Origin of the sequence: Bradyrhizobium paxllaeri (assembly GCF_001693515.2) — a bacterium.
GTDB lineage: Bacteria > Pseudomonadota > Alphaproteobacteria > Rhizobiales > Xanthobacteraceae > Bradyrhizobium > Bradyrhizobium paxllaeri.
This window is the reverse complement of record NZ_CP042968.1, coordinates 5,964,525-5,984,058: the sequence shown is the minus strand read 5'-3', so window position 1 is coordinate 5,984,058 and position 19,534 is coordinate 5,964,525. Positions and strand designations below refer to the sequence as shown.

Here is a 19,534-nt window from a genome sequence, read left to right as displayed (position 1 = left end):
AAGCGCGCGATCGAGGCAGTGACTTAGCAGAATGTGAGTAAGGGAGATGATCTGAAACCGCGCCTGTCAGCCCGGATAAACTACTTCGGCAATCCCTTTTGCTGGGCTTGCGGCGTAGCTTGCTTGGCGGTTTCTGGCATCGTGTCTCGGCCTTGATCGGCATTATCGTCCCTGCCGCCCGAAGCAGAGGTTCCGCTGCCGCTGGGGTTATTTGTGGACCTGCCCCTAGGCGTCGGATCTGCATTTGGATTCGCCGAGCGGGCAGCAGGATCTCCAGTAACCGAGCCACGGCCTGAGGGGTTTCCCTGCGCATAGGCGCTCGCGCCGGACAACAACAACGCTGTGGCACATACGATCGCAATCTTCATGGGAATACGTCCTTGATTTGTCCCGAGATGAGCCCTCGACCACGAACGCTAGTAAGCGGCCGTGACCCAATTCAACAGGAGGCATGCCCGTGTCCGCTTGGAAACCCTGAGCGGCGGGATTAGTTGCAATGCGCTCGTCGGTCGTCTGCAATGAGGTGACCTTCTTAGTCGTGCAGTTAGATTGTCCAGAAACTTCGGGAGGGCGGCAAGATGGTGACGGACGGGACAGGTGTCACTCTGGTGTGTCTCCAGCCGAATAGCGGCTTCGAAGTCCGACCGGTTCTCCGGCGTAAGCCGGCGGCCGGCGAATGCCGCCGGAAAATCGAACGGACGTTCGACGCCACACTCAACTTCGCCGCTTGGGACGATGATTTGGCGCTCATCGGCGCTCTGCGCGACGGCGCGCTCGGCCATGCCACCACTGTGCATCCGCTGCTCGTAAATTTCGACGAGCTCGGCTGGGTGCGCGGTGTTTTAAGGACGACTTCCGACAAGCGCCGCCATCGCGCCGCCTTGCCAAAGGCCGCCTTGCCAAAGAATGCACGCTACGTGTGTCAATCGGCGTTCAAATTTGACCCCTCATCGGCTTCCAATTTTGACCCCTTTGAGCGGCGAGGTTTGGCGGTAGCGCTCGGCTCGTCGGAGCTGGCCGGGATTGCGGAGACGAGACGAGCGCGGGTTGCGTGATCGTCGTCGCGGCTTTTGAATCGCCAGCTGTCATTGCCGGTCTCGACGATGTCGCAGTGATGGGTCAAGCGGTCGAGCAGCGCGGTGGTCATCTTGGCGTCGCCGAACACGCTGGGCCATTCTCCGAACGCAAGATTGGTGGTGACGATGACGGAGGCACGCTCATAGAGCCGGCTGACGAGATGGAACAGAAGCTGGCCGCCGGACTGGGCGAAGGGCAAATATCCGAGCTCGTCCAGGACGATGAAGTCCATCCGGGTCAGATGCTCAGCAAGCCGGCCCTGCCGTCCGTTGCGGGTCTCGATCTCGAGGCGGTTGACGAGATCGACCACGTTGTAGAAGCGGCCACGGGCACCGGATCGGATGCAGCTCCTGGCGATTGCGATGGCCAGATGGGTCTTGCCGGTGCCGGTGCCGCCGACCAGCACGACGTTGCGTTGCTGGGCGATGAAGCCGCCGCCGGCGATGTCATTGACCAGCGTCCGGTTGATCGGCGTGCCGTCGAACTGGAAGTCCTCGAGGTCCTTGGCAAGCGGCAGCTTGGCGATGGTGAGCTGGTACTTGATCGACCGGGCCTGCTTCTCGTTGATCTCGGCGTTGAGCAGGTCGCCGACAATGCGCTGGGGTTCGTGCTGGCGCTTGACCGCAGTCGCCATGATCTCGTCGAAGGCGGCCTTCATCCCGTAGAGCTTGAGTTCGCCCATGAGGTCGAAGATTTGGGTTCGTTCCATCAGATGGTCCTCCGGAGGTTGTCGTAGCGAGCACAATCGGCGATCGGCGCATGGCGAAGCGTCAGTGCGGCCGGCGTCATGATGTTGGCCGGTGGGGCGGGTTCGCGTTGACGAGCCAGGATGTTAAGCACGACATCGGCAGAATGGACGCCATGACCGAGGGCTTCGGCACAGGCGGCTTCCACCGCGGGCAGACCGTCAGTCAGCACCGCGTTGAGGATGTCGACCATCTGCCGATTGCCATCGTCGGTGCTGGTAAGCCTGCGCCGGATCCGCTCGATCGCGGCCGGCAGCACCCAGTCCTTGAAGGGAGCGCCATTGCGCAAGGCGCCGGGTTTGCGAGCCAGCACTGGCACATAATGCCAGGGATCGTAGGTCGTCTCGCCGCGTCCGAAGGATCGCGGATGCTCCGCAACGATGCGCCCATCCTGACGGATCACGATGCGATCGGCATAGGCCTGGACCTCAACCGGCCGTCCGACCGCGCTGGCCGTGACCGAGTACTTGTTGTTGTCGAAGCGCACCAGGCAGGTCTTCGAGACCGACGCCGGCACCGCATGGAAGCCGTCAAACCGGCCGGCATAGGGAACGAGCTTGGGTCGTTCGGCTTCGAACACTTCCCAGATCGTCTGCTCGGACAGCTCCGGATGGCGGTGCGCCTTGGCGTAGGCGATACATTTATCGAGCAGCCAGGCGTTTAACTCGTCCAGGTTTTTGAACCGCAGCCGCGGCGTGAAGAAGCGTTCCCTGACCAGCCCAACCTGGTTCTCGACCTGGCCCTTCTCCCAGCCCGAGGCCGGCGTGCAGGCCACCGGGCGTCGACCAGGTAGTGGCTGCACATCTGCAAGAAACGGCGATTGTAGCGGCGATCCTTGCCGACGAAGATCGTCTCGACCGCGGTCTTCATGTTGTCGTAGATGCCGCGACTACAGGTGCCCTTGAACAGCGCGAACGCCCGATCGTGGGCGTCGAACACCATCTCCTGCGTCTCACGCGGATAGGCCCGCGCGAACAGCATGCGGCTGTGGCAGAGCCGGACATGGGCGACCTTCACCATCACCGTGGTCCCGCTCAACAGAACCACCTCGTGGCTCCAGTCGAACTGGTAGGCTTCGCCTGGCGCAAAACTCAGCGGGACATAAGCCGCCGCGGTCGATTGCCCGCGCTCCTTGCTCCACCGCCTGGCGTAACGCCGCACGGCATCGTAACCGCCGTCGTAGCCGCGGCCGCGCAGCTCTTCGAAGATCCGGATCAGCGTCAGCTGTTCACGAGCCGATTTAGCCGCGTTGGCCGCCAGCAGCCTATCGAGCTCCGACGCCCATCGCCCCAGCTTTGGCCGCGGCTGGACCTGCCGCTCGTACTCGAAGGAGGTCTCTCCCGACCTCAGCACCTTCCGGACCGTGTTCCGCGACACCTTCAGGTCACGGGCGATCTCCTTGATCGTCTTGCCCTTGATGAAGTGCTCGCGCCGTATCCGCGCAATCGTCTCCACGACCAGCATCCCCGACCACCTGCTTCATTCCAAAGCAGGCAGCGCAACAGCCCAACCTATAGGGGGTCAATTTTGGACGCCGATCCCCCGGCTTAGGGGGTCAATATTGCAGGCCGAATGACAGAAAAAGTGCAAGGCAACTAACTTTTGTTGTGGCGGAGATCGCCGACCCAATGCTGAGGATACCGCGTCAGCCCTGGGTGAGGGCTGAGCCGCCGCAACAGCCTCAGCTCTGAACCCCCGGAGCTGGGGCTTTGGCCATGACATCCGCAACGAGGGGCTTCGATGCGCCATTACTATTTTGACGTTCGCGACGGCGACACGTTGCAAACTGACGACGAAGCTCGCGAACTATCCTCTTTTGACGCCATGCAGGAGGAGGCCACCCTCACTCTGGCTGAAATGGCTTTGGATGCGATGGGCAAACGTAGCGCGGACCACCGCATGAGCATTCAAGTCCGGGATGACCGCGGGCCGCTACTGAAGGTCAGGTGCGCGTTCGAAATTGAGCGGCTCCAGGAACGATGAACTCAATGTCCTAGAGCGGTCTGCTCGGCCTCGATGGCGCCGGTGCTGATCAGCCATTCTCGGTCTTTGGCGAGCAATCGATAACACGCTGCGATATCGGCATATCGCTTCCGCAAAACCTCAACGCTGGCCGACGCCGCGAGGTCGTCGAACTGGGTCGCCCGTTCAAGGTATTCCGCAACGCTGCGCAACTCTCACTCCTAGGATTTTCGGGTACTGTACATGTTGTGTCAGAGCATCATCAACCAAGTCAGGCTGACGACGAGCACCACAAACCCGGTTGCCGCTGTGATCGCGAAACCACGCTCTACCCGCTCCATAGGAATGTTCCTCACGCCGAAGAACACTTTGGCAGCCGACCAAGTAGTCGTCTGTCCGGTGGTAGACTCATTTGTGGGATTTCTCCGTTTCGAGGTCAGGCGCTTCGCAGTCTGGCTGGCGGGCAGAATTGCGAGGTGGCGTTACGAGGCACCGCAATGAAAGCCGTTAAGAAGGCGGAGACCAGCCGCAAGCGGGTCGAGCGGCGTCTTGGACGTTAGGAACGTGCTGCATGGTGGTGAGTTGAGACGTGCATCTTTCCCCAGATGCAATCCTCAGCTCAAAGAGGGGCTTCGGCGCCGCCGCTCCGAGGCCCTTTTTCTTACACGCGCTGTTCGCGGTTGTCGCCAAACTGGCGTGGTCACTCTGAAGGTGGAGACGAATTTGGCCTCATCGTCAGGCAGTCAGGGCGCTTCGGCGTCCATCCTGATAGGCAGGAGAAGATCGAAAGGAGGGGCGGAAATCCCTTATTCCACCAGTTCCATCAAAAGCAGGTCGCGGTGAGCGACCTGCTGAGCATGGGTACTGCGGAATGTCTCGAGTAGGCTCTGAGCCTCAGTCGCGTTATGACCTTTGCGCCGAAGCCTGAAAACGCGCTGCTCCTGTTTCGAGGAACTAGCGGCATCCAGTGCACTTGAATCCATGGGCCAGTTCCAAAAAGTTCTGGCCTAGCACGGTCCCGCCGATAAGCCCCCATTACCCCAGAGGAGGGGCCGTGCTCCAATCCGGAGGATGTGATGCCCGAACCGAGCAAGGAAGAGATCGAGGCCCGAGCGTATCAGCTCTGGGAACAAGCCGGCAGTTTTGGAACTTGGCTGAACAGGAGCTGCGCAACGAGGACAAATCCTCGCCAGTGCGCACCCCCCCGACACGCTGTGAGTCTTCATGAACAGTGACGAAACACCCGCGTCGGGTAAAAGGGCCGAACAACGAATCGATAGCGCTGTGGATGCGATCCGCAGCATGTCCTCGGACCTTGCCGACGAGCTCGCGCCGCAGCCGACGTGGATTGACCAGATTAGTATGGCTACACGCGAGGCACCCATTCAGTCGTTGGCAATTGCATTCCTCATTGGTGTGATCCTGGCACGCCGATGATGCGCCGCGGGTGAAGCAAACCATGGCAGGGACATTACTGTTGCGGACCGCTCAACACATTTCTCGCTACTAGCTGCCCCCGAACGGGAGTAGGACGGACGAATAGAGTCTGCAGGCGGCGTAGCGAGCGTACTGCTACCAACACGTCCAGGCCATCAAAGTGGCCATCTGACCACCATGCGCAGATCACCTTAGGCGACTGCGAACACTTCCCTAACGCGCCCCTACAGCATTGGTGGTGACAGAAAGGATTACATCCCCTAGATTGTTCGAGTTTCCTGCGAAGTCAGTGAGAATGCTCGGGCTGGCGGAGCTCAAAGGCGCGGGCCGCGACCTGCGAATAGATGCCTGCCGTGGCATCGCGCTGTGGTTCATCTTTCTTGACCATATCCCAAACAACATCGGAAGTTGGCTGACGCTGCGGAACTACGGCTTCAGCGATGCCGCGGAAGTATTCATGTTCGTCTCGGGCGTAACCTGCGCGCTGGCCTACGGCAAGGCATGGCGCTGCGAGGGCTGGACTGAGGTGATCCGCCGGACCCTTCGGCGAAGCTGGGACATTTACGTTGCATTTTTGCTGCTCACGCTCGCTTGCGCCATCCTGGTTCACCTCGCAGGCGGCGGCCGTCTCGCTGACGAGAGCAATACGCGCATTCTATTGGACCAGCTGGGCGCGACGCTCGCCCACGCGGCGATACTGCAATACCGTCCGGTCAATACCGACGTGTTGCCGATCTTTGTGCTTCTTCATCTTTTGTTCGCGCCGTTACTGTGGTTGCTGCTGCGACTGCCGAACGTGACGCTTGGCGCGTCGGTAGCACTTTACGTGCTGGTGCATGTCTTCGGCTGGACAGTCCCGGCGTGGCCGAGCGGTCACTGGGCCTTCAATCCGCTGGCCTGGCAGCTCCTCGTTGTGCTCGGCGCGTGGTGGATGATCGAGGACAGGAACGTCCGGCCGTGGGTCACGTCACGCACGGTGCTTGGACTTGCTGTCCTATATCTACTCTTCAGTCTGGTCGTCGCACTGAGCTGGCGCATCAAACCGCTGGAAGCACTGATCCCGCAGACGTTTGCGCGGCTGCACCAAGCGGATAAATCAAATCTCGATCCATTGCGATTGCTGCATTTTTTGGCGATAGCCGTTTTGGCAGCGTGGTTCGTGCCTCGCAATTGGCGAGGGCTGATGACACCAGTGATGCGCGGCGCGATCTGTTGTGGCCGGAACTCGCTACCAATCTATTGCCTTGGCGTTCTGCTGGCGTTCGCCGGTCACATGGTGCTGTTCGATATCTCGGACGGGTTTGCGATGCAGATCGCGGTGAGTCTCGTTGGCATCGCGGCGATGATCGCGACCGCAATGCTGCTGAACTTGATCAGTATCAAGCCCAGGCAGCAATTAGCAATAGACAGCGCGCTGCCGAGTGAAAAACGGCGAACTATGATGTCTCACTCCATCGGCTGAGACTTGGCGGACGGCCGGCAACGTGCTCGGATGAGCCGCGTTAAGGTAGAGGCAGCCGCGTTTGGGCGGCACAAGCTGACGAAGGCGGAAAGGCGATAGCCTTTTATGCCTCGCGCCGGGTCGCCCAAAAGGGCGCAGAAATACAGTAATCAGCGGCTTTGCTGAGTTGGCGTCCAACTCTTTCCCAAGAGTGGCGCAAAGGGGGCACTGACCAACGGTTTGGGGGCCTTACGGGAATACCCCTCGTCTGCACCAATCAACCCGATCCACCGCGGTCTGTCAGGTTCGCCGGGGCGATGGCATTGCTCGCAACTCCTGTACTCCCTCACAGCGGAACGGAATTCTTTGCTATAAGGTACGCCGTCAGCCGATGCAGAATGGCATCGCGGAGGCTCGCCGTGTTGAACGACTCTCGGTCCGTTCTTGACGATGGCGATGAGCGCGCGACGCTTGCAATCGGACCATTCCGATTGGATGTCGATACCGCAACTCTCTATCGTGGCAATGATCTGCTACCCGTTGGCTGCCGCGCCGTCGCACTGCTCAGCGCGCTGGCGAAACGTCAAGGTTTGGTGGTTTCCAAGGACGAATTGATCCAGGCCGCTTGGTCAGGCTTGGTCGTCGAAGAAAGCAATCTATCGGTTCAGATTGCGGCGCTGCGCAAAGCGCTTGCGGCCGAGCCGGGCGGAGAGCGTTGGATCGAAACCTTGCCGCGCCGTGGATATCGGTTCGTCGGCCCGACCACGACGAGTTCGCACCACAGCGCGATCGAGGAGAAGGTGCCGCCTGCCCAGGGAGTTGGGCGCACTATCCTGTCCCCCGGTGCAGCCGGCGGCAGAAGTCAGGAGGGATCAATCCCCCGCCGGTCCCGCTGGCTCGTCGGGCGAAACGGTCCGCTGGCTACGCTGGACAAGGTTACGCAGCGAATGCTCGCCGGCGACAGACAGGTCGTCTTCATCACCGGCGAGGCTGGTATCGGCAAGACCTCGTTCGTCGAAATGGCGATCGAGCAGCTTTCTCGGTATCGCGTCGAGACCCTGTGCGGTTTCTGCACCGAGCGTTTCGCATGAACGAGGCATTTCTCCCGTTGATCGATTCGCTGACGACGCGTTGTCGCGGCCCGGACGGTTCGGCTGTCCTGGAGGCCGTGCGCGCCAATGCGCCGACTTGGCTGCTCCAGATGCCCGGTTTTCTCGACGTGGCGGACCGGGCCGCGTTCCGGAATGAGGTATTCGGAGCGACACGAGAACGGATGTCGCGTGAGTTCTGCGATCTGGTCGAGGTGTTGAGTGTGGATCGCCCGTGGGTCCTCGTCATCGAGGATATGCATTGGAGCGACTTCCAGACGGTCGACGTCCTGTCGCGCTTCGCACACGGAGACCGCAAGGCTCAAGTGCTCGTTCTTGCCACCTATCGTGTTGGCGACAGCATCATGAGTGGACATCCGGTTCGCCGTCTGCATCAGGATTTGGAGATCCACGGGAGGTGCAGCGAGCTGCAACTCGATCGATTGTCCAAAACCGAGGTGGAGCACCACCTCGCCTTGCGTTTCCAGGACGAGAAGCTCGCTTCGGCGCTCTCCGGGCCGATGTTCGGGCGCACCCAGGGGCAGCCGTTGTTCATCGCCTCGCTTGTGGACTACCTGGTCAATCACGAGTCGATTGTGGAGATCGACGGCGCCTGGCGCCTCGGATCCGGAACTGCCCTATCCGAGGATGTCGTGCCAAACGATCTGATCAACATGATCACACATCGGATCGATCGTCTGAGTGAGGACGAACAGCAGCTGCTCGAGGCGGCCAGCGTAGCGGGAAGCGAATGTGCCGCAGCCCTCGTGGCCGCTGGTCTGTCGCGCGACACCGTGGAGACCGAGGAAGTCCTGGAGGGTCTTGCGCGCAAGGATCACACGGTGGTGGCGTGCGGCGTTTCTGAATGGCCCGACGGGACCTATTCCGGATCCTACGCTTTCCAACACATTCTCTATCAGAACGTGCTCTATAAACGGCTCACCCCGGCACGGCGCCTCCAGATCCATCACCGCATGGGCGAGCGCCTCGAGCAGGGATATGGGGGCCGGACGGAAAATATTGCGGCTACGCTCGCGTTGCATTTCGAGCAGAGCCATGATTTCCCGCGTGCACTGCGCTACCTCAGCCAGGCCGCAGAAAATTCCGCGAAGCGCCTCGGTCACGAGGAGGCGACCAATTATCTGTCCCGCGCACTCGGCATTCTCGACCGTCTGGGAACGACCGATCAGTATGGGCCGCGTACCAGCCTGTTGCGACAGCGGAGCTGGGCGCGGCGCTCGGCGGGGGATCTCGCCGGCTCGGTTCGCGATCTCGAGGAGATGATCGCTTGCGCCGCGGACGCGGGGCAGCTTCGCCATGAGGTTAACGGGCTCCTGGCCGTGAGCCGGTTCTGCCTTCATGCCGACCGCCGCATGTGCCTTCACGCTTCCAACGAAGCGCTTGCCAAGAGTGAAGGACTTGAGGATGACGCCTTCAAGGCTCTAGTGCAGGGTAGCAGCGCCAGCATCAATCTCTGGCTGAAAGGTTGGCAGGAGCAGGATGCTGCACTTTGCGAGAAAGCGTTGCGCGTAACAGCTGACGCGCGCGATCACGGCACGCTGATCCGGCGATACGGGATCGAGGGAATCCTCGAATGCTTACGGTCGCGTTACGAGGAATGCCGTCGTTCGGGAACCGATGGCAAGAAGCTCGCGCAGGAGGTCGGCGACGTCTACATCTTTGTGCTGTTCAACGTGATGGAGTCGACCGCGCTGATCCATCTTGGCCAATGGCGGCGATTGCAGCGCGAGACCATCGCCGCGCTGGCGCTGGCGGAAAGAAACGCTAACCGCCCGGCGATTGCCCTGTGCCGCCTCACCTTGGGGTGGCTCCACGTCGAGGCGATGGATTTTCATGGTGCGCGCGAGCTCTGCGAGAGCATCGACCAAGCAGTGCTTGAAGAAAATCCCTTCGCCTTCTTCTTTCAGCGAGCCGTTCTTGCGAAGGTCTTCGTCGGCCTGAACGAGCCGCAACGAGCGCACCAGCAGTTCGATGACGTCATGCAACGGTCGAATTCCGACGGCATCATGATGGATTACACGATCTACGCGCAGCTACACCATTGCCTTTGCGAGTACAGCCTTCAGGTCGGCGATATCGCACAGGCGCGGACATCGGCGATAAAGCTGTACGAGTACGTCGCGCCGGCGCCCGATCGCAATCATCTGGCGCAGGCGCACGGGCTGCTCACCCGGGTTGCGCTCGCTGCGGGCGATTTGGAGGAGGCAAGGGCGGAGCTCTCGCGTGCCCTTTCAACTCTCGAAGATACCGACATGCCGCTCGCCGCTTGGCGGGTCTATCGGGCGGGTGTAGAGGTCTGCGAGAGCCTCGGCAAGCCGGCCGAGGCGGTCAGGTACAGAGCTCGCTTCGAGGAAGTCATTCGAACCCTTGCCGGGAATTTCGAACCTGATGACCGATTGCGGTCGTCATTGCTTGCCGCCCTCGATGCGCCGGGGGCGCGCTGAGCCAGCCAACTAACGAACCTAAAGGAGAAGGACGCTGCCACCAATGTAGATGCAGTTATCCGTTCGCCGACAGATAGCGAAGCCAACTTGAATTCGGCCCGCCTCCGTGTAACATCGTGGGATGCTTGCCATTACTTATTACACAATGTCCATTTAGCGCACTGTGTCAGCCACAGGCATGTCGCCCGATCGGAGCAGGCTAGGGAGCTTCCGTCATGCCGCCTATTCTGCCTTCTGCAGGGTCCCCCCGACCATCGCGTAGCGACCACCTGCTGCGCGTCGGCGAGATGGCACTTCGTTTCGGCGTGGAGGCTTATGGCCAATGGTGGACAATAGCCAGTCGCAGTTGGGGATACGAGGTCGACCGTCTAGTGCGGGGCGCGATGGCATCCGTGCCGCCGGAGGCGTTGCTGCGGAACATGGTCAGCGGCTACGTGAATTGCTTGGGCGGGTTGGCGGCGATAGCGCCGTCGATTGCCGAAAAGGCGGCGATGGAATTGATGCGTCGAACCGATGCCGGTCTGGAGCCCTACATTGGTGACGAGTACACCGGGCCGGAACCGGATGGAGAGATTTTCCAGGTGGACGGCAAACCGTTCGCGATGCCGGCACGGGTTCTGGACGCGTCGCAGGGATGGGCGATGTTTTTCGTGGACGTCAAGGCGGCTAACGATGCGCTTGGTGAAGAAGTGCGCGAAATCCTGTCGGCGTTCGATGCCGGCAGCGGACGGACGCCGCTGATGATTGTCGGAGTGGACTATCGCAACAGCGATTTTGGCGTTTATCCGGAAATCGTTGTCGCGTTGACGGTGACCGTGAAGGGCGATCCCGCACGGCAGTTGTTCACCTATTACTTGGCGATTGTCGTCACGCAGGAGTTCACCAAACAGGCCGCCCGCATCGTATGGGGGTTAGAAAAGATCGTCTCCCCCAAGCTCGCGGTCGGTTACGTCGCGGACAACGTGCTATTCGGCGTTCCGAACGCGAAGGGGAAGGCGTTGTCGATCCGATTTCCGCGATTCGGCGATGCGCGGACCTTCGATCTGCCGACTTTCTCCATCTCTCGACGTGGAGCGGGTTCGGAACGGCGGACCTATTGGGCAATGACGACGAAAAGCGGCAGTGGAGAGGGAACGCAGATCGGCGGCTCGGTGATACTTGAATTGGGCGTCTCGGGAGACGGCTTGTGTCTGTGTGCCGACGGCAAGTCGGTTTGTGTATGCGACATGCTACGCCGTTTCGATATCGCCGACAGGTTGCCAGCCGCGAATGGCTGGACGGAGCGGCAGACCGCCACGTACGGTCCGCCTCGATTGCTGGATTTTCCTCGATGAGTTGCAGCGTCTCATCTCATCCGTTGGGAAAAATCCGGGAGAAATTTGCGCGCATCATGGAGTCGGTCACCGAGACCGCCTTTGCGGCCCAGGCCGCAGGGCGTAGAGCCACCGCGAGCGCCGCTGGAAGAAATGCCGGATAGGAATCCGGCCGGATGATATCGATCGGAGCGCCAGTCTTGTGCTTGCGGCGCAATGCCTCCGCTGCCAAAAGTCCGCTGACCACAGCTCCTTCGACCGTGACGACATCGATGAAGGTCTGGCAGAAATCGCCGGCCAGAAAGAGGTTCGGAATCTCACAAGTCGCCTTTGGGCGGGAGTTCCAACTGCCGACCTGGTTGACGAAAAGCTCTTCGCCGACGTTGGTTTGAACGTGGCAACGGTCGTAGTCCACATCAGTAAGCTTGAAGTCGAGGAAGCGTTGCAGCTCCTTGAGCATTATGTCCTTGATGACTTTTTCCGGATAATCAGCGATCAAGTCAGCATTTGATGAGATGACGTTAAGCGCAGTGCCTTCTCCCGCTGGCCAGTCGCTCCAGACCTGCGAAATGTCGAGCAGACTTAGATTGTATTTCGAGCCCAGAAGCAGCGTGATGCTTCTGGTCAAGCCTGGGATCTTGCGCTTGAAATACGCATCAAGGGAGATCATCGGCTCCGATCGCAGCTCCCGAACTGTTTCAAGCTTTGGTGCGCAAGCCGCGACATCGGGGCTAACGAGGCATCCGAGCGGGCCCGGCGGTACGGCGAGCACCAGATCTCCGGGAACGTCGATCTTCCACTTTTTGCTTACCCTCGGCCTGTCATTGCGGTGGGTAGTCGGCTCCTTCGGCATCTGGCCGAGTGTCAATTCGCGCACCTGGCCATCCCTCAGGTGAAGGCCTTCCACCCGCGTCTGGAAATAAATCTTGAAGCGGCGCTTGAGAGTCTTTGCACGCGCTTCCAGGTGACGTCTCCATGGCTCGAAGATGGCGTCGTTGGTATTCTGCGTGAGTAGCCACAAGGATGGAGTCGGGTCGGGATACCCGTACTTTATCAAGCTCTGATAGCTTCGCGCGGAAGAAAGGTAGCTTGGCGAGGCAAAGGCCTCCGCCAAGGTGCGGGCGGAGGCTGCTAATGAACCTTCGGTGCTGTAGCCCCTTGATCGAAAGAAATTGCTAACGGAGGTTTGCTCCAGCACAGTCCCAGACATCGATTGCGTGCCGATGAGGTCGAGCAACGAATACGCCGAGAGGAATTGGTCTGCAGGGGACGCGATGCCGTTCAGCATGTTGGTCAAAACGGTCGCGGGCGATCCGGGATTGGTGAGATATGGCCGGGTCTGCTTGTCTCCCGGAAAGCGGCAGCCGATGACAGGGCTTGGTATGAACTTGTCGACGGCGCCGATCTCCGCCATGAACTGCCAGAAATTATTGTACCAGTTCAGGTACATGTGGTAGCAATGTTCGTGCGGATCGGGTGTGTGGCTGTCCCTATGGGCGCCAAGCTTGCCGCCGAGAAAATTGTTCTGCTCATATAATGTTATGTCGAAGCCCCGCTCCATCAATCGGGTGGCTGCGGACATACCGGCTAAACCGGAGCCGACAATTATTACTTCTGGCATCTCGCCCTCGAGTTGCGCTGAATAATATCAGGATTGTCGCCCCTCGTTGATTGCAAATCAATGGAATACTACCGGATGCAGGCAAACTATCGGACAATCTTCACCGAAATGCTTCTGGCCCAATCGGCCGCGGCGGGCGCGCTAGCCGATGTCGCTGGCCGCTATGCCCAACTAATGGGGCAGGCATATCAGGAAGCGCTTATGACGCTTGCCGCGGAAGTGCAGCCGAAAGACGGGGCTGCCGGGCCGGCGCGCCCAGTTGATGTGGCGAGGATTTCCGGAGCATCCCGGCCGGCTTTGGCAGACCTCTGTCGTGGCTTCGCTGGTCTGCCGCGAGTTTCAATGATGGGATTTCTTTCGCGATATGACAATTTGCGTGGACGGCGCGCCATGGTCCGGGATTGACCGTCGCCTAAATTGCCGGGAAACAAAGTGCTGGTTGCGCTCCGCAACCGCGCACGCCACCCCGCGCGACACAGGGTCGGGGTAACAGTGCGGTGCACAGGTTCTCAGAATGTCAAAGGGAGAAGGCATGTTTGGTTCTGGTCCCGGTCGATCGGCGCACGACCCTCTCACCGGCATTTTCATGGCAATGCGTGACGCCTGGTTGGCGGGTGTTGGCCTTCGGGAAAACATGACGGTGCAATCCGAGGCCGGCAATCCGGGGACGGGCTTGCTCGGGGCAACGCTGCTGGGACCCATGATCGGTATGCTCAGCGCGATGGCTGATCTGGCCACTGCCAATCTCCAGCGATTCGACCAGCGGAGCGCCGAGGGGGCGATTGGTTCGCCGCCGGGCGGCCGGGAGAATTCGGTCCTCACTGATTTCGCGCTGCCAATGGGCCACGCAATGACGATCGCCGCGAACAGGTCGGCCATGTACTGGTTCGGGCTGGCTCAAATATGCGAAAGTCATCAAGCGAGGTTGGCGCAGGTCGTTGCCATCAACGCGGTCGACGGCCGTGTGTCGGGATCTGAGCGCCTCCTTGCCGTCGATGAATTGCGTGCATTGCTACGTGAGGTGGGGGACCTGGCTGTCAGGGAGGCGCGAATTTTGCAGAGCGAGTTGAGCAATTTGGATGAGAGCTTGGCGCAGAATTTTCAAGAGCCAGACCTGTCTGGATCCTACCGCAGGCGCTGGCGCAGTAAAATCTAGGGCGGCGCGTTTCAAACATGCAAGAGCAAACGACAAAATCTGTCATTGCGCGACTTGGTTTCGGGACGGAGATGGCCGACTTGCGCGAGCGCATTGCACGCTGGATTGACGGCTGCAGCGAGGAGTTGCGCGAAGCGCTTGAATGGCAATTCCTGACTGGATCAAAATACTTTCGTCCGCTGACGATCTTTTCCTGTTATCGGGCAGTGCGCGAAGGGCCGATCCCCGAACAGATCATGCAATCGGCTCTGGTGATCGAGCTGTTTCACAATGTTTCTTTGATCATTGACGACATCGTTGATCGTTCCCCGACGCGGCGCGGTCGGGCCACCATGCACACCAAGTTCGGCGAACTATCGGCTTTGATGACTTCGGGCTACATCGTGGCGGAGGGCTATCTGCAGCTGAAGGATGACCTAACAGGCATTGCATTGTTTTCGGAACTGTTGAAACGATTAGGCGTGGCTGAATGCCTGCAGTGGCGGCTTCGTCGTCAACCGCTGGGAGTTGAGGACTGGCGCAAGATCGCCGGAGAGGACACCGGCTCGATGTTCGAGGTGTGTGCCTGCCTGGGCGATCGGTCGGGCAGGCTGCGAACTTTTGGTGGCCTGCTGGGGCTGCTCTATCACGGTTGCGACGATGTTGGCGACGTGAAGGGGCTGGCCGCACTCGGAGGCGGTGGAGAGGAGGACTTGCGCGATGGCATCCTTACGCTACCTGCAGCGCTGGCAATTCGTGATCCCGCAGCGGCAAAGCTATTTTGCGACCCGGAGGGCGGCAATCTGGCAGAGCTGGGCAGGCACTTCGTCGCCAAGCTGCCCGAAGCAGAAGCTTATCTCGACCAGATCGCCGAGGAGGGGCGAACCGAGGCACGATCGTTCGCTGTTGATCCCGCCCCCTTGATCGCGCTGATCGAGCAAACCCGGCAATTGAGCCGCTACTAGCCAGCGATTCTGGTGTAAGGTCACCAAAGTGGAAGCTGAAGAAACGACCTTTTGATAACATAGCGCGCGCAACTTTGGATCGAAGCTGCCCAGAGGGCGCCGAGGTGCGGCGTCGCGGTGATCTGAGCGAGCAAGTGCGCTAGGCTATCAGGATTTTGGGACGTGCAAGCTCATGCAAAGTCTGGACGTCGGTGCGTGGCTTGAAGAGCTTGGGCTTGGCCAATACCGGGCCCTTTTTTCCGATCAGGCGATCGACAGCGATGTTCTGCCTGACCTGACAGACGACGATCTGGTGCATCTTGGTGTACCGCTGGGGCACCGCAAAAAGATTCTTAAGGCCATCGACGACCTTCTCGGGCGGGAAACGACCGAACAACACGCGCGCAGCAAACTTGTGCGGGCGTGGCCTGACGCTGAGAGACGACAGTTAACCGTGCTGATCTGCGACATGATCGAGTCGACGGACCTTGCCTCCAAGCTGGACCCTGAAGAGCTTCGCACGGTGATGGGCGTCTACCTCGATGCGTGCGTGAGTGCTGTGACCTCCCTTGGCGGTTTCATTGCCAGATACACCGGAGACGGAATCGTCGCCTATTTTGGCTATCCGGCCGCCTTGGAAGATGCCGCGGAACGGGCTGTCCGCGCGGGCTTGGAACTTGGGCAGGTTGTACCAAATCTGGCTCCGCTACCGGGTGTAACGTTGCATGTGCGAACAGGTATCGCGACAGGTCTTGTTGTCGTTGGTGACCTTCTGGGTGAGGGCGCAGCCAGGGAAGAAGCGGTTGTCGGCGAAACCCCGGCACTGGCCGCACGGCTGCAGAGTCTTGCTCCCCCCGACGGCGTGGCTATTGCCGGCAGCACACGCCGGTTGGTGGAGGGCATGTTCGAGCTTGAATTTCTCGGCATGTGCGACTTGAAGGGTCTCCCCGGCCTAAGACCTGTATGGCGCGTGCTGCATGAGGCAGCGGCCGAAAGCCGCTTCGATGCTACACACCCCGCCGATCTGACAGAAGTGGTTGGCCGGGAGGATGAGCTGTCGCTGTTGCTTGGGCGATGGCGGACCGCGTGCGAAGGCGAGCGTCAGTTGGTCCTGCTGACGGGCGAAGCAGGAATCGGAAAGTCGCGATTGTGCATGGCCCTTGCGAGCCGGATTGCAACAGAGAGCCATTTCATCATCCGCCTGCAGTGCTCGCCGTTCCATACCGTTAGTGCGCTGCATCCGATCTTCACGTATTTTGAACGCGTGGCCGGACTGACGCTCGGCATGGAGCCTGAGGAGAAACTGAATCGATTGATTGCTGAGATGCAGAAGTCCGGGAATGTGGCGCCCGAGACGATAGCGCTTTTTGCAGACCTGCTGTCGATACCCATTGGCGATCGTTTGCCTCGACACGAGGGGACACCCGAGAAGTTGAAGAGCCTGACACTTGATGCTCTGGACGATTGGGTCGTGAACCTGTCGCGGTTGAAGCCAGTATTATGGATACTGGAAGATGCGCACTGGATTGATCCGACGACGGTCGAGGCAATCAGCCGCGGCTTGGGCCGGACAAGCAGCGCTCGCATCCTGGCCGTAATAACGCACCGGCCGGAATTTCACCCCCCGTGGACCGGCCGTAGCCAGGTTGCTTCGTTCAGCCTCAATCGGCTGAGCCGACGGCAGTCGTACGAGTTGGTCCGACGGGTGGCGGGGAAGGATTTAGCCGATGCGCTTGTTGAGCAAATCGTCTCCAAGGCGGACGGGATGCCTTTGTTCATCGAGGAATTGACGAAGGTCGTAATCGACTCCGGCCCGTATGAGGCGATTATCGGATCCTATGACGACAAGCGGGGATCTGGTGAGTCGACGATACCGGTGACGCTGCAGGACTCATTGCTTGCCCGTCTTGACCGGCTGACAGAGAGCAAATCCGTTGCCCAGATTGGTGCGGTAATCGGGCGGGAGTTTTCATTCGAACTGTTGGCTGCGGTGGTGCCATCAAAACCCAAGGAACTTGAAGCTGCGTTGACACTGCTAGAGGCAGCGGACCTGATCAGCGCGCGAGGAAATCCACCGGAGGTGATCTACACATTCAAGCATGGCCTCGTGCAGGAGGCTGCCTACTCGACGTTGCTCATCAGTCGCCGCCAGAAGCTGCACAAACGCATCGCCGAGACGTTGCGGAGTAACTTTGCCCAGATAGCGGAGGCGCAACCAGAATTATTGGCGCACCATTTCACCGAAGCGGACCTCATCTCGCTGGCGATTGATTGGTGGGCCCGCGCCGCTTCGCGGTCGGCGGGCCGATACAACAACATTGAAGCGGTCAGCCAGTTTCACCGTGCTTTGGGGCTACTCACGCACCTTGCGGATGATTCATTGACCCAACTCCGGGAGTTCGAACTAAGGATCGCCATGATCGAACCGCTCTACGCGACGAGTGGTTATTCCGGGACGGAGGTCGAACAGAACTACGCCCGGTTGCTCGAACTTGGTCTGGACCTCGGAGAAACGCAGCAATTGCTGCGGATCTTGTGGGGCCGGGCCGGCGGCGCTCTCGTACGGTGCGACTTTCCGCGCGCTCTTGAGTACGTGGGGAGTTTTCTCGAACTGGCGCACCGGGCCGAGGACGGGACATCGGCGGCACAAGGGGTTCGGATCAAGGCAATGATTGCGCTGGCGAGCGGCGAGCTGGTCACGGCGCGCGAGCGATTCCTGGAAGTGATAGAGGAGTTTGAGCGCGAAGGCACGGCGACGACGCTCGGTAACTATCTGACGATTCCGCGTCCAACGACCTTGGCACAGTATTCGATCGCCGCACAACAACTCGGCCGTCTTGACGAGGCAGACGAACTGTGCGTGCGCAGTTTGCATGAGGCCCGTGAACGCGGGCACCACTTGACGAGCTGCTATGTGATCTATCATTGCGCGATGAAATCAATGGTTGAGCAGGATCCGGTCGCGGTCTTCTCCCTCGCTGAAGAGCTTGTCGAGATCATGAACCGGCACCATGTTTTCTACTGGGAATGTTTTACGGAGGCGCTTCTAGGTTGGGCTTCGGCCACAACGGGCGCGTTGGATAGCGGCTTGGCGCGACTGCAGCGCAGCAGGGAAATCCGAGATCGGGTGCAAACCAGGATCTGGCTTCCCTATTTCCTGATCAGCGAAGCCGATATCCTGATGCAGAACCAGAGAAACGATGAGGCTATCGCCTTGCTGGATCTAGCGGCGGCGGAGGCTGATGCAACTGGGCAGCGTTACAGCGAGGCGGAGGAATTTCGCGTACGAGCCTGCGCCAGACACTCCCAGGGCGCGTCGCTTGCCGAGGTAGAGGCTTTGTTCGGACGCGGATTGGAAACGGCACAAAGGCAGAATGCAAGACTTTTCGAATTGCGGACTGCGACAAGTCTGGCGCAGGTCTGGCGGGATGCCGGACGAATTGACAGCGCGCGTACGCTGCTCTTGGCGAGGTATGGTGGGTTCACGAATGGCCACGGGACTACGGATCTGCAAAAGGCTCGCTCGGTGTTGGAGAGTATAAGCTAGGATCTGGGACACTCAGCCCTCCGGCGCCCCCGCCGGACGCATTCCCTGATAGGATCGTCCGCGGCAATGTCGAAGATGTTGCCAGGCTGTGAAGTACATTACATCCCTGTGTTCTTGGCTTGGGCTAAGATGGCGGAGGCTTCTTACGTTGAAGGAGGCATCCGATGTTCGCGACAATCAAATGGAACTCCCGATACAACGCTCGCGAATGGTTGATGATGGCTGGGGCGCTCGTCGTCCAACTCAGCGCACTGAATGCAAAACGACAGAAGGGTGAAAGCAAACCAAGGCGGCCACTCTGGAAACACTTCGACGACACCCATCATTGGGACCCAACCGCGGAGGAATGGGTCCCCAACCATGATCGGTGAGCGTGCAACGCGGCAGGCCGAATTCCGAGGCTTCAAGATCCTTTCACTGACGGGCTGTCGAGAGTTGCGGTCGTGCACAAGTAGCTGGATCGGGATATGAGTTCCTGCCGGCCGCTTGATAGCGGTCAAGCAATTGCTTTTTGGCCGTATGCCGACCGCTTCGGTCCTGGCACCTTTACGCGGTCATGGGTTGATGCCCGTTGGCGGCGTTAAAGGGGACGTGCTTGGACGCCGTCGGGATGTGATCCCGCGAGTGCCAAGTATCGGGAGAAATACGCAGAGATCGCCCGCCGACCGACGCGCGCGGAGAGGCCAAAGTGGCGAAATTCCCTGTTTGCAAGCAATTTGGCTGGAGACGGGCGCGATCACCACTGCGTCGCCAGCCAG

The 19,534-nt window shown here is 59.9% G+C and carries 13 protein-coding genes and 1 pseudogene; 10 read left to right on the top strand and 4 right to left on the bottom strand.

Annotated features, from left to right (window positions below; genetic code table 11):
• Positions 1 to 922 precede the first annotated feature (922 nt).
• Complete coding sequence (istB, locus tag LMTR21_RS28495) at positions 923 to 1,786, bottom strand: IS21-like element helper ATPase IstB (protein ID WP_065754371.1); 864 nt, start codon at positions 1,784 to 1,786, stop codon at positions 923 to 925.
• A gap of 8 nt (positions 1,787 to 1,794) precedes the next feature.
• A pseudogene (gene istA, locus LMTR21_RS28490) lies at positions 1,795 to 3,287 on the bottom strand (IS21 family transposase); the annotation flags it as partial.
• Between the two features lie 276 nt (positions 3,288 to 3,563).
• Between istA and LMTR21_RS28485 the strand changes: the two are divergent.
• Entirely contained in the window at positions 3,564 to 3,806 is a 243-nt protein-coding gene (locus tag LMTR21_RS28485) for a DUF6894 family protein (protein ID WP_065754372.1), read from the top strand.
• A 2-nt stretch (positions 3,807 to 3,808) separates the two neighbouring features.
• Here LMTR21_RS28485 and LMTR21_RS28480 read toward each other — a convergent pair whose 3' ends face one another.
• Positions 3,809 to 3,997, bottom strand: a complete 189-nt coding sequence (locus LMTR21_RS28480; RefSeq protein ID WP_065754373.1) for a hypothetical protein — start codon at positions 3,995 to 3,997, stop codon at positions 3,809 to 3,811.
• 1,012 nt (positions 3,998 to 5,009) lie between these two features.
• Between LMTR21_RS28480 and LMTR21_RS28470 the strand changes: the two genes are divergently transcribed.
• The 5 genes from LMTR21_RS28470 (at position 5,010) to LMTR21_RS28450 (ending at position 11,550) form a co-directional block, all read left to right on the top strand.
• Entirely contained in the window at positions 5,010 to 5,222 is a 213-nt protein-coding gene (locus LMTR21_RS28470; protein ID WP_141688417.1) for a hypothetical protein, read from the top strand.
• A gap of 295 nt (positions 5,223 to 5,517) precedes the next feature.
• The gene (locus tag LMTR21_RS28465; protein WP_065754374.1) at positions 5,518 to 6,684 is read left to right on the top strand and encodes an OpgC domain-containing protein; all 1,167 of its coding nucleotides are present in this window, start codon (positions 5,518 to 5,520) and stop codon (positions 6,682 to 6,684) included.
• Positions 6,685 to 7,154: 470 nt separating this feature from the next.
• Positions 7,155 to 7,754 (top strand): winged helix-turn-helix domain-containing protein, encoded by a 600-nt coding sequence (locus tag LMTR21_RS28460; RefSeq protein WP_246174353.1) that lies wholly within the window; start codon positions 7,155 to 7,157, stop codon positions 7,752 to 7,754.
• Positions 7,751 to 10,216, top strand: a complete 2,466-nt coding sequence (locus tag LMTR21_RS28455) for an ATP-binding protein (RefSeq protein WP_084030755.1) — start codon at positions 7,751 to 7,753, stop codon at positions 10,214 to 10,216. Before LMTR21_RS28460 ends, LMTR21_RS28455 begins: the two co-directional genes overlap by 4 nt.
• 215 nt (positions 10,217 to 10,431) lie before the next feature.
• Positions 10,432 to 11,550 (top strand): hypothetical protein, encoded by a 1,119-nt coding sequence (locus LMTR21_RS28450; RefSeq protein WP_141688418.1) that lies wholly within the window; start codon positions 10,432 to 10,434, stop codon positions 11,548 to 11,550.
• A 16-nt stretch (positions 11,551 to 11,566) separates the two neighbouring features.
• Here LMTR21_RS28450 and LMTR21_RS28445 read toward each other — a convergent pair whose 3' ends face one another.
• Entirely contained in the window at positions 11,567 to 13,111 is a 1,545-nt protein-coding gene (locus tag LMTR21_RS28445) for an FAD-dependent oxidoreductase (RefSeq protein ID WP_187399213.1), read from the bottom strand.
• Positions 13,112 to 13,210: 99 nt separating this feature from the next.
• Between LMTR21_RS28445 and LMTR21_RS28440 the strand changes: the two genes are divergently transcribed.
• The 4 genes from LMTR21_RS28440 (at position 13,211) to LMTR21_RS28425 (ending at position 18,776) form a co-directional block, all read left to right on the top strand.
• A complete protein-coding gene (locus LMTR21_RS28440) occupies positions 13,211 to 13,555 on the top strand; it encodes a hypothetical protein (protein WP_065754377.1) in 345 nt (114 codons plus the stop codon).
• A 127-nt stretch (positions 13,556 to 13,682) separates the two neighbouring features.
• The gene (locus LMTR21_RS28435; protein ID WP_141688419.1) at positions 13,683 to 14,306 is read left to right on the top strand and encodes a hypothetical protein; all 624 of its coding nucleotides are present in this window, start codon (positions 13,683 to 13,685) and stop codon (positions 14,304 to 14,306) included.
• Between the two features lie 71 nt (positions 14,307 to 14,377).
• Entirely contained in the window at positions 14,378 to 15,250 is an 873-nt protein-coding gene (locus LMTR21_RS28430) for a polyprenyl synthetase family protein (RefSeq protein WP_065754379.1), read from the top strand.
• A gap of 172 nt (positions 15,251 to 15,422) precedes the next feature.
• Positions 15,423 to 18,776, top strand: a complete 3,354-nt coding sequence (locus tag LMTR21_RS28425) for an AAA family ATPase (protein ID WP_065754380.1) — start codon at positions 15,423 to 15,425, stop codon at positions 18,774 to 18,776.
• The last annotated feature ends 758 nt before the right edge of the window (positions 18,777 to 19,534 follow it).

Bases quoted from the DNA above. Each gene is read 5' to 3' on its own strand.
- LMTR21_RS28440 (WP_065754377.1), top strand. From the start codon at position 13,211: ATGGAATACTACCGGATGCAGGCAAACTATCGGACAATCTTCACCGAA.
- istB (WP_065754371.1), bottom strand. From the start codon at position 1,786: ATGGAACGAACCCAAATCTTCGACCTCATGGGCGAACTCAAGCTCTAC.
- LMTR21_RS28425 (WP_065754380.1), top strand. From the start codon at position 15,423: ATGCAAAGTCTGGACGTCGGTGCGTGGCTTGAAGAGCTTGGGCTTGGC.
- LMTR21_RS28455 (WP_084030755.1), top strand. From the start codon at position 7,751: ATGAACGAGGCATTTCTCCCGTTGATCGATTCGCTGACGACGCGTTGT.
- LMTR21_RS28450 (WP_141688418.1), top strand. From the start codon at position 10,432: ATGCCGCCTATTCTGCCTTCTGCAGGGTCCCCCCGACCATCGCGTAGC.
- LMTR21_RS28470 (WP_141688417.1), top strand. From the start codon at position 5,010: ATGAACAGTGACGAAACACCCGCGTCGGGTAAAAGGGCCGAACAACGA.
- LMTR21_RS28465 (WP_065754374.1), top strand. From the start codon at position 5,518: ATGCTCGGGCTGGCGGAGCTCAAAGGCGCGGGCCGCGACCTGCGAATA.
- LMTR21_RS28445 (WP_187399213.1), bottom strand. From the start codon at position 13,111: ATGTCCGCAGCCACCCGATTGATGGAGCGGGGCTTCGACATAACATTA.
- LMTR21_RS28485 (WP_065754372.1), top strand. From the start codon at position 3,564: ATGCGCCATTACTATTTTGACGTTCGCGACGGCGACACGTTGCAAACT.
- LMTR21_RS28435 (WP_141688419.1), top strand. From the start codon at position 13,683: ATGTTTGGTTCTGGTCCCGGTCGATCGGCGCACGACCCTCTCACCGGC.
- LMTR21_RS28430 (WP_065754379.1), top strand. From the start codon at position 14,378: ATGGCCGACTTGCGCGAGCGCATTGCACGCTGGATTGACGGCTGCAGC.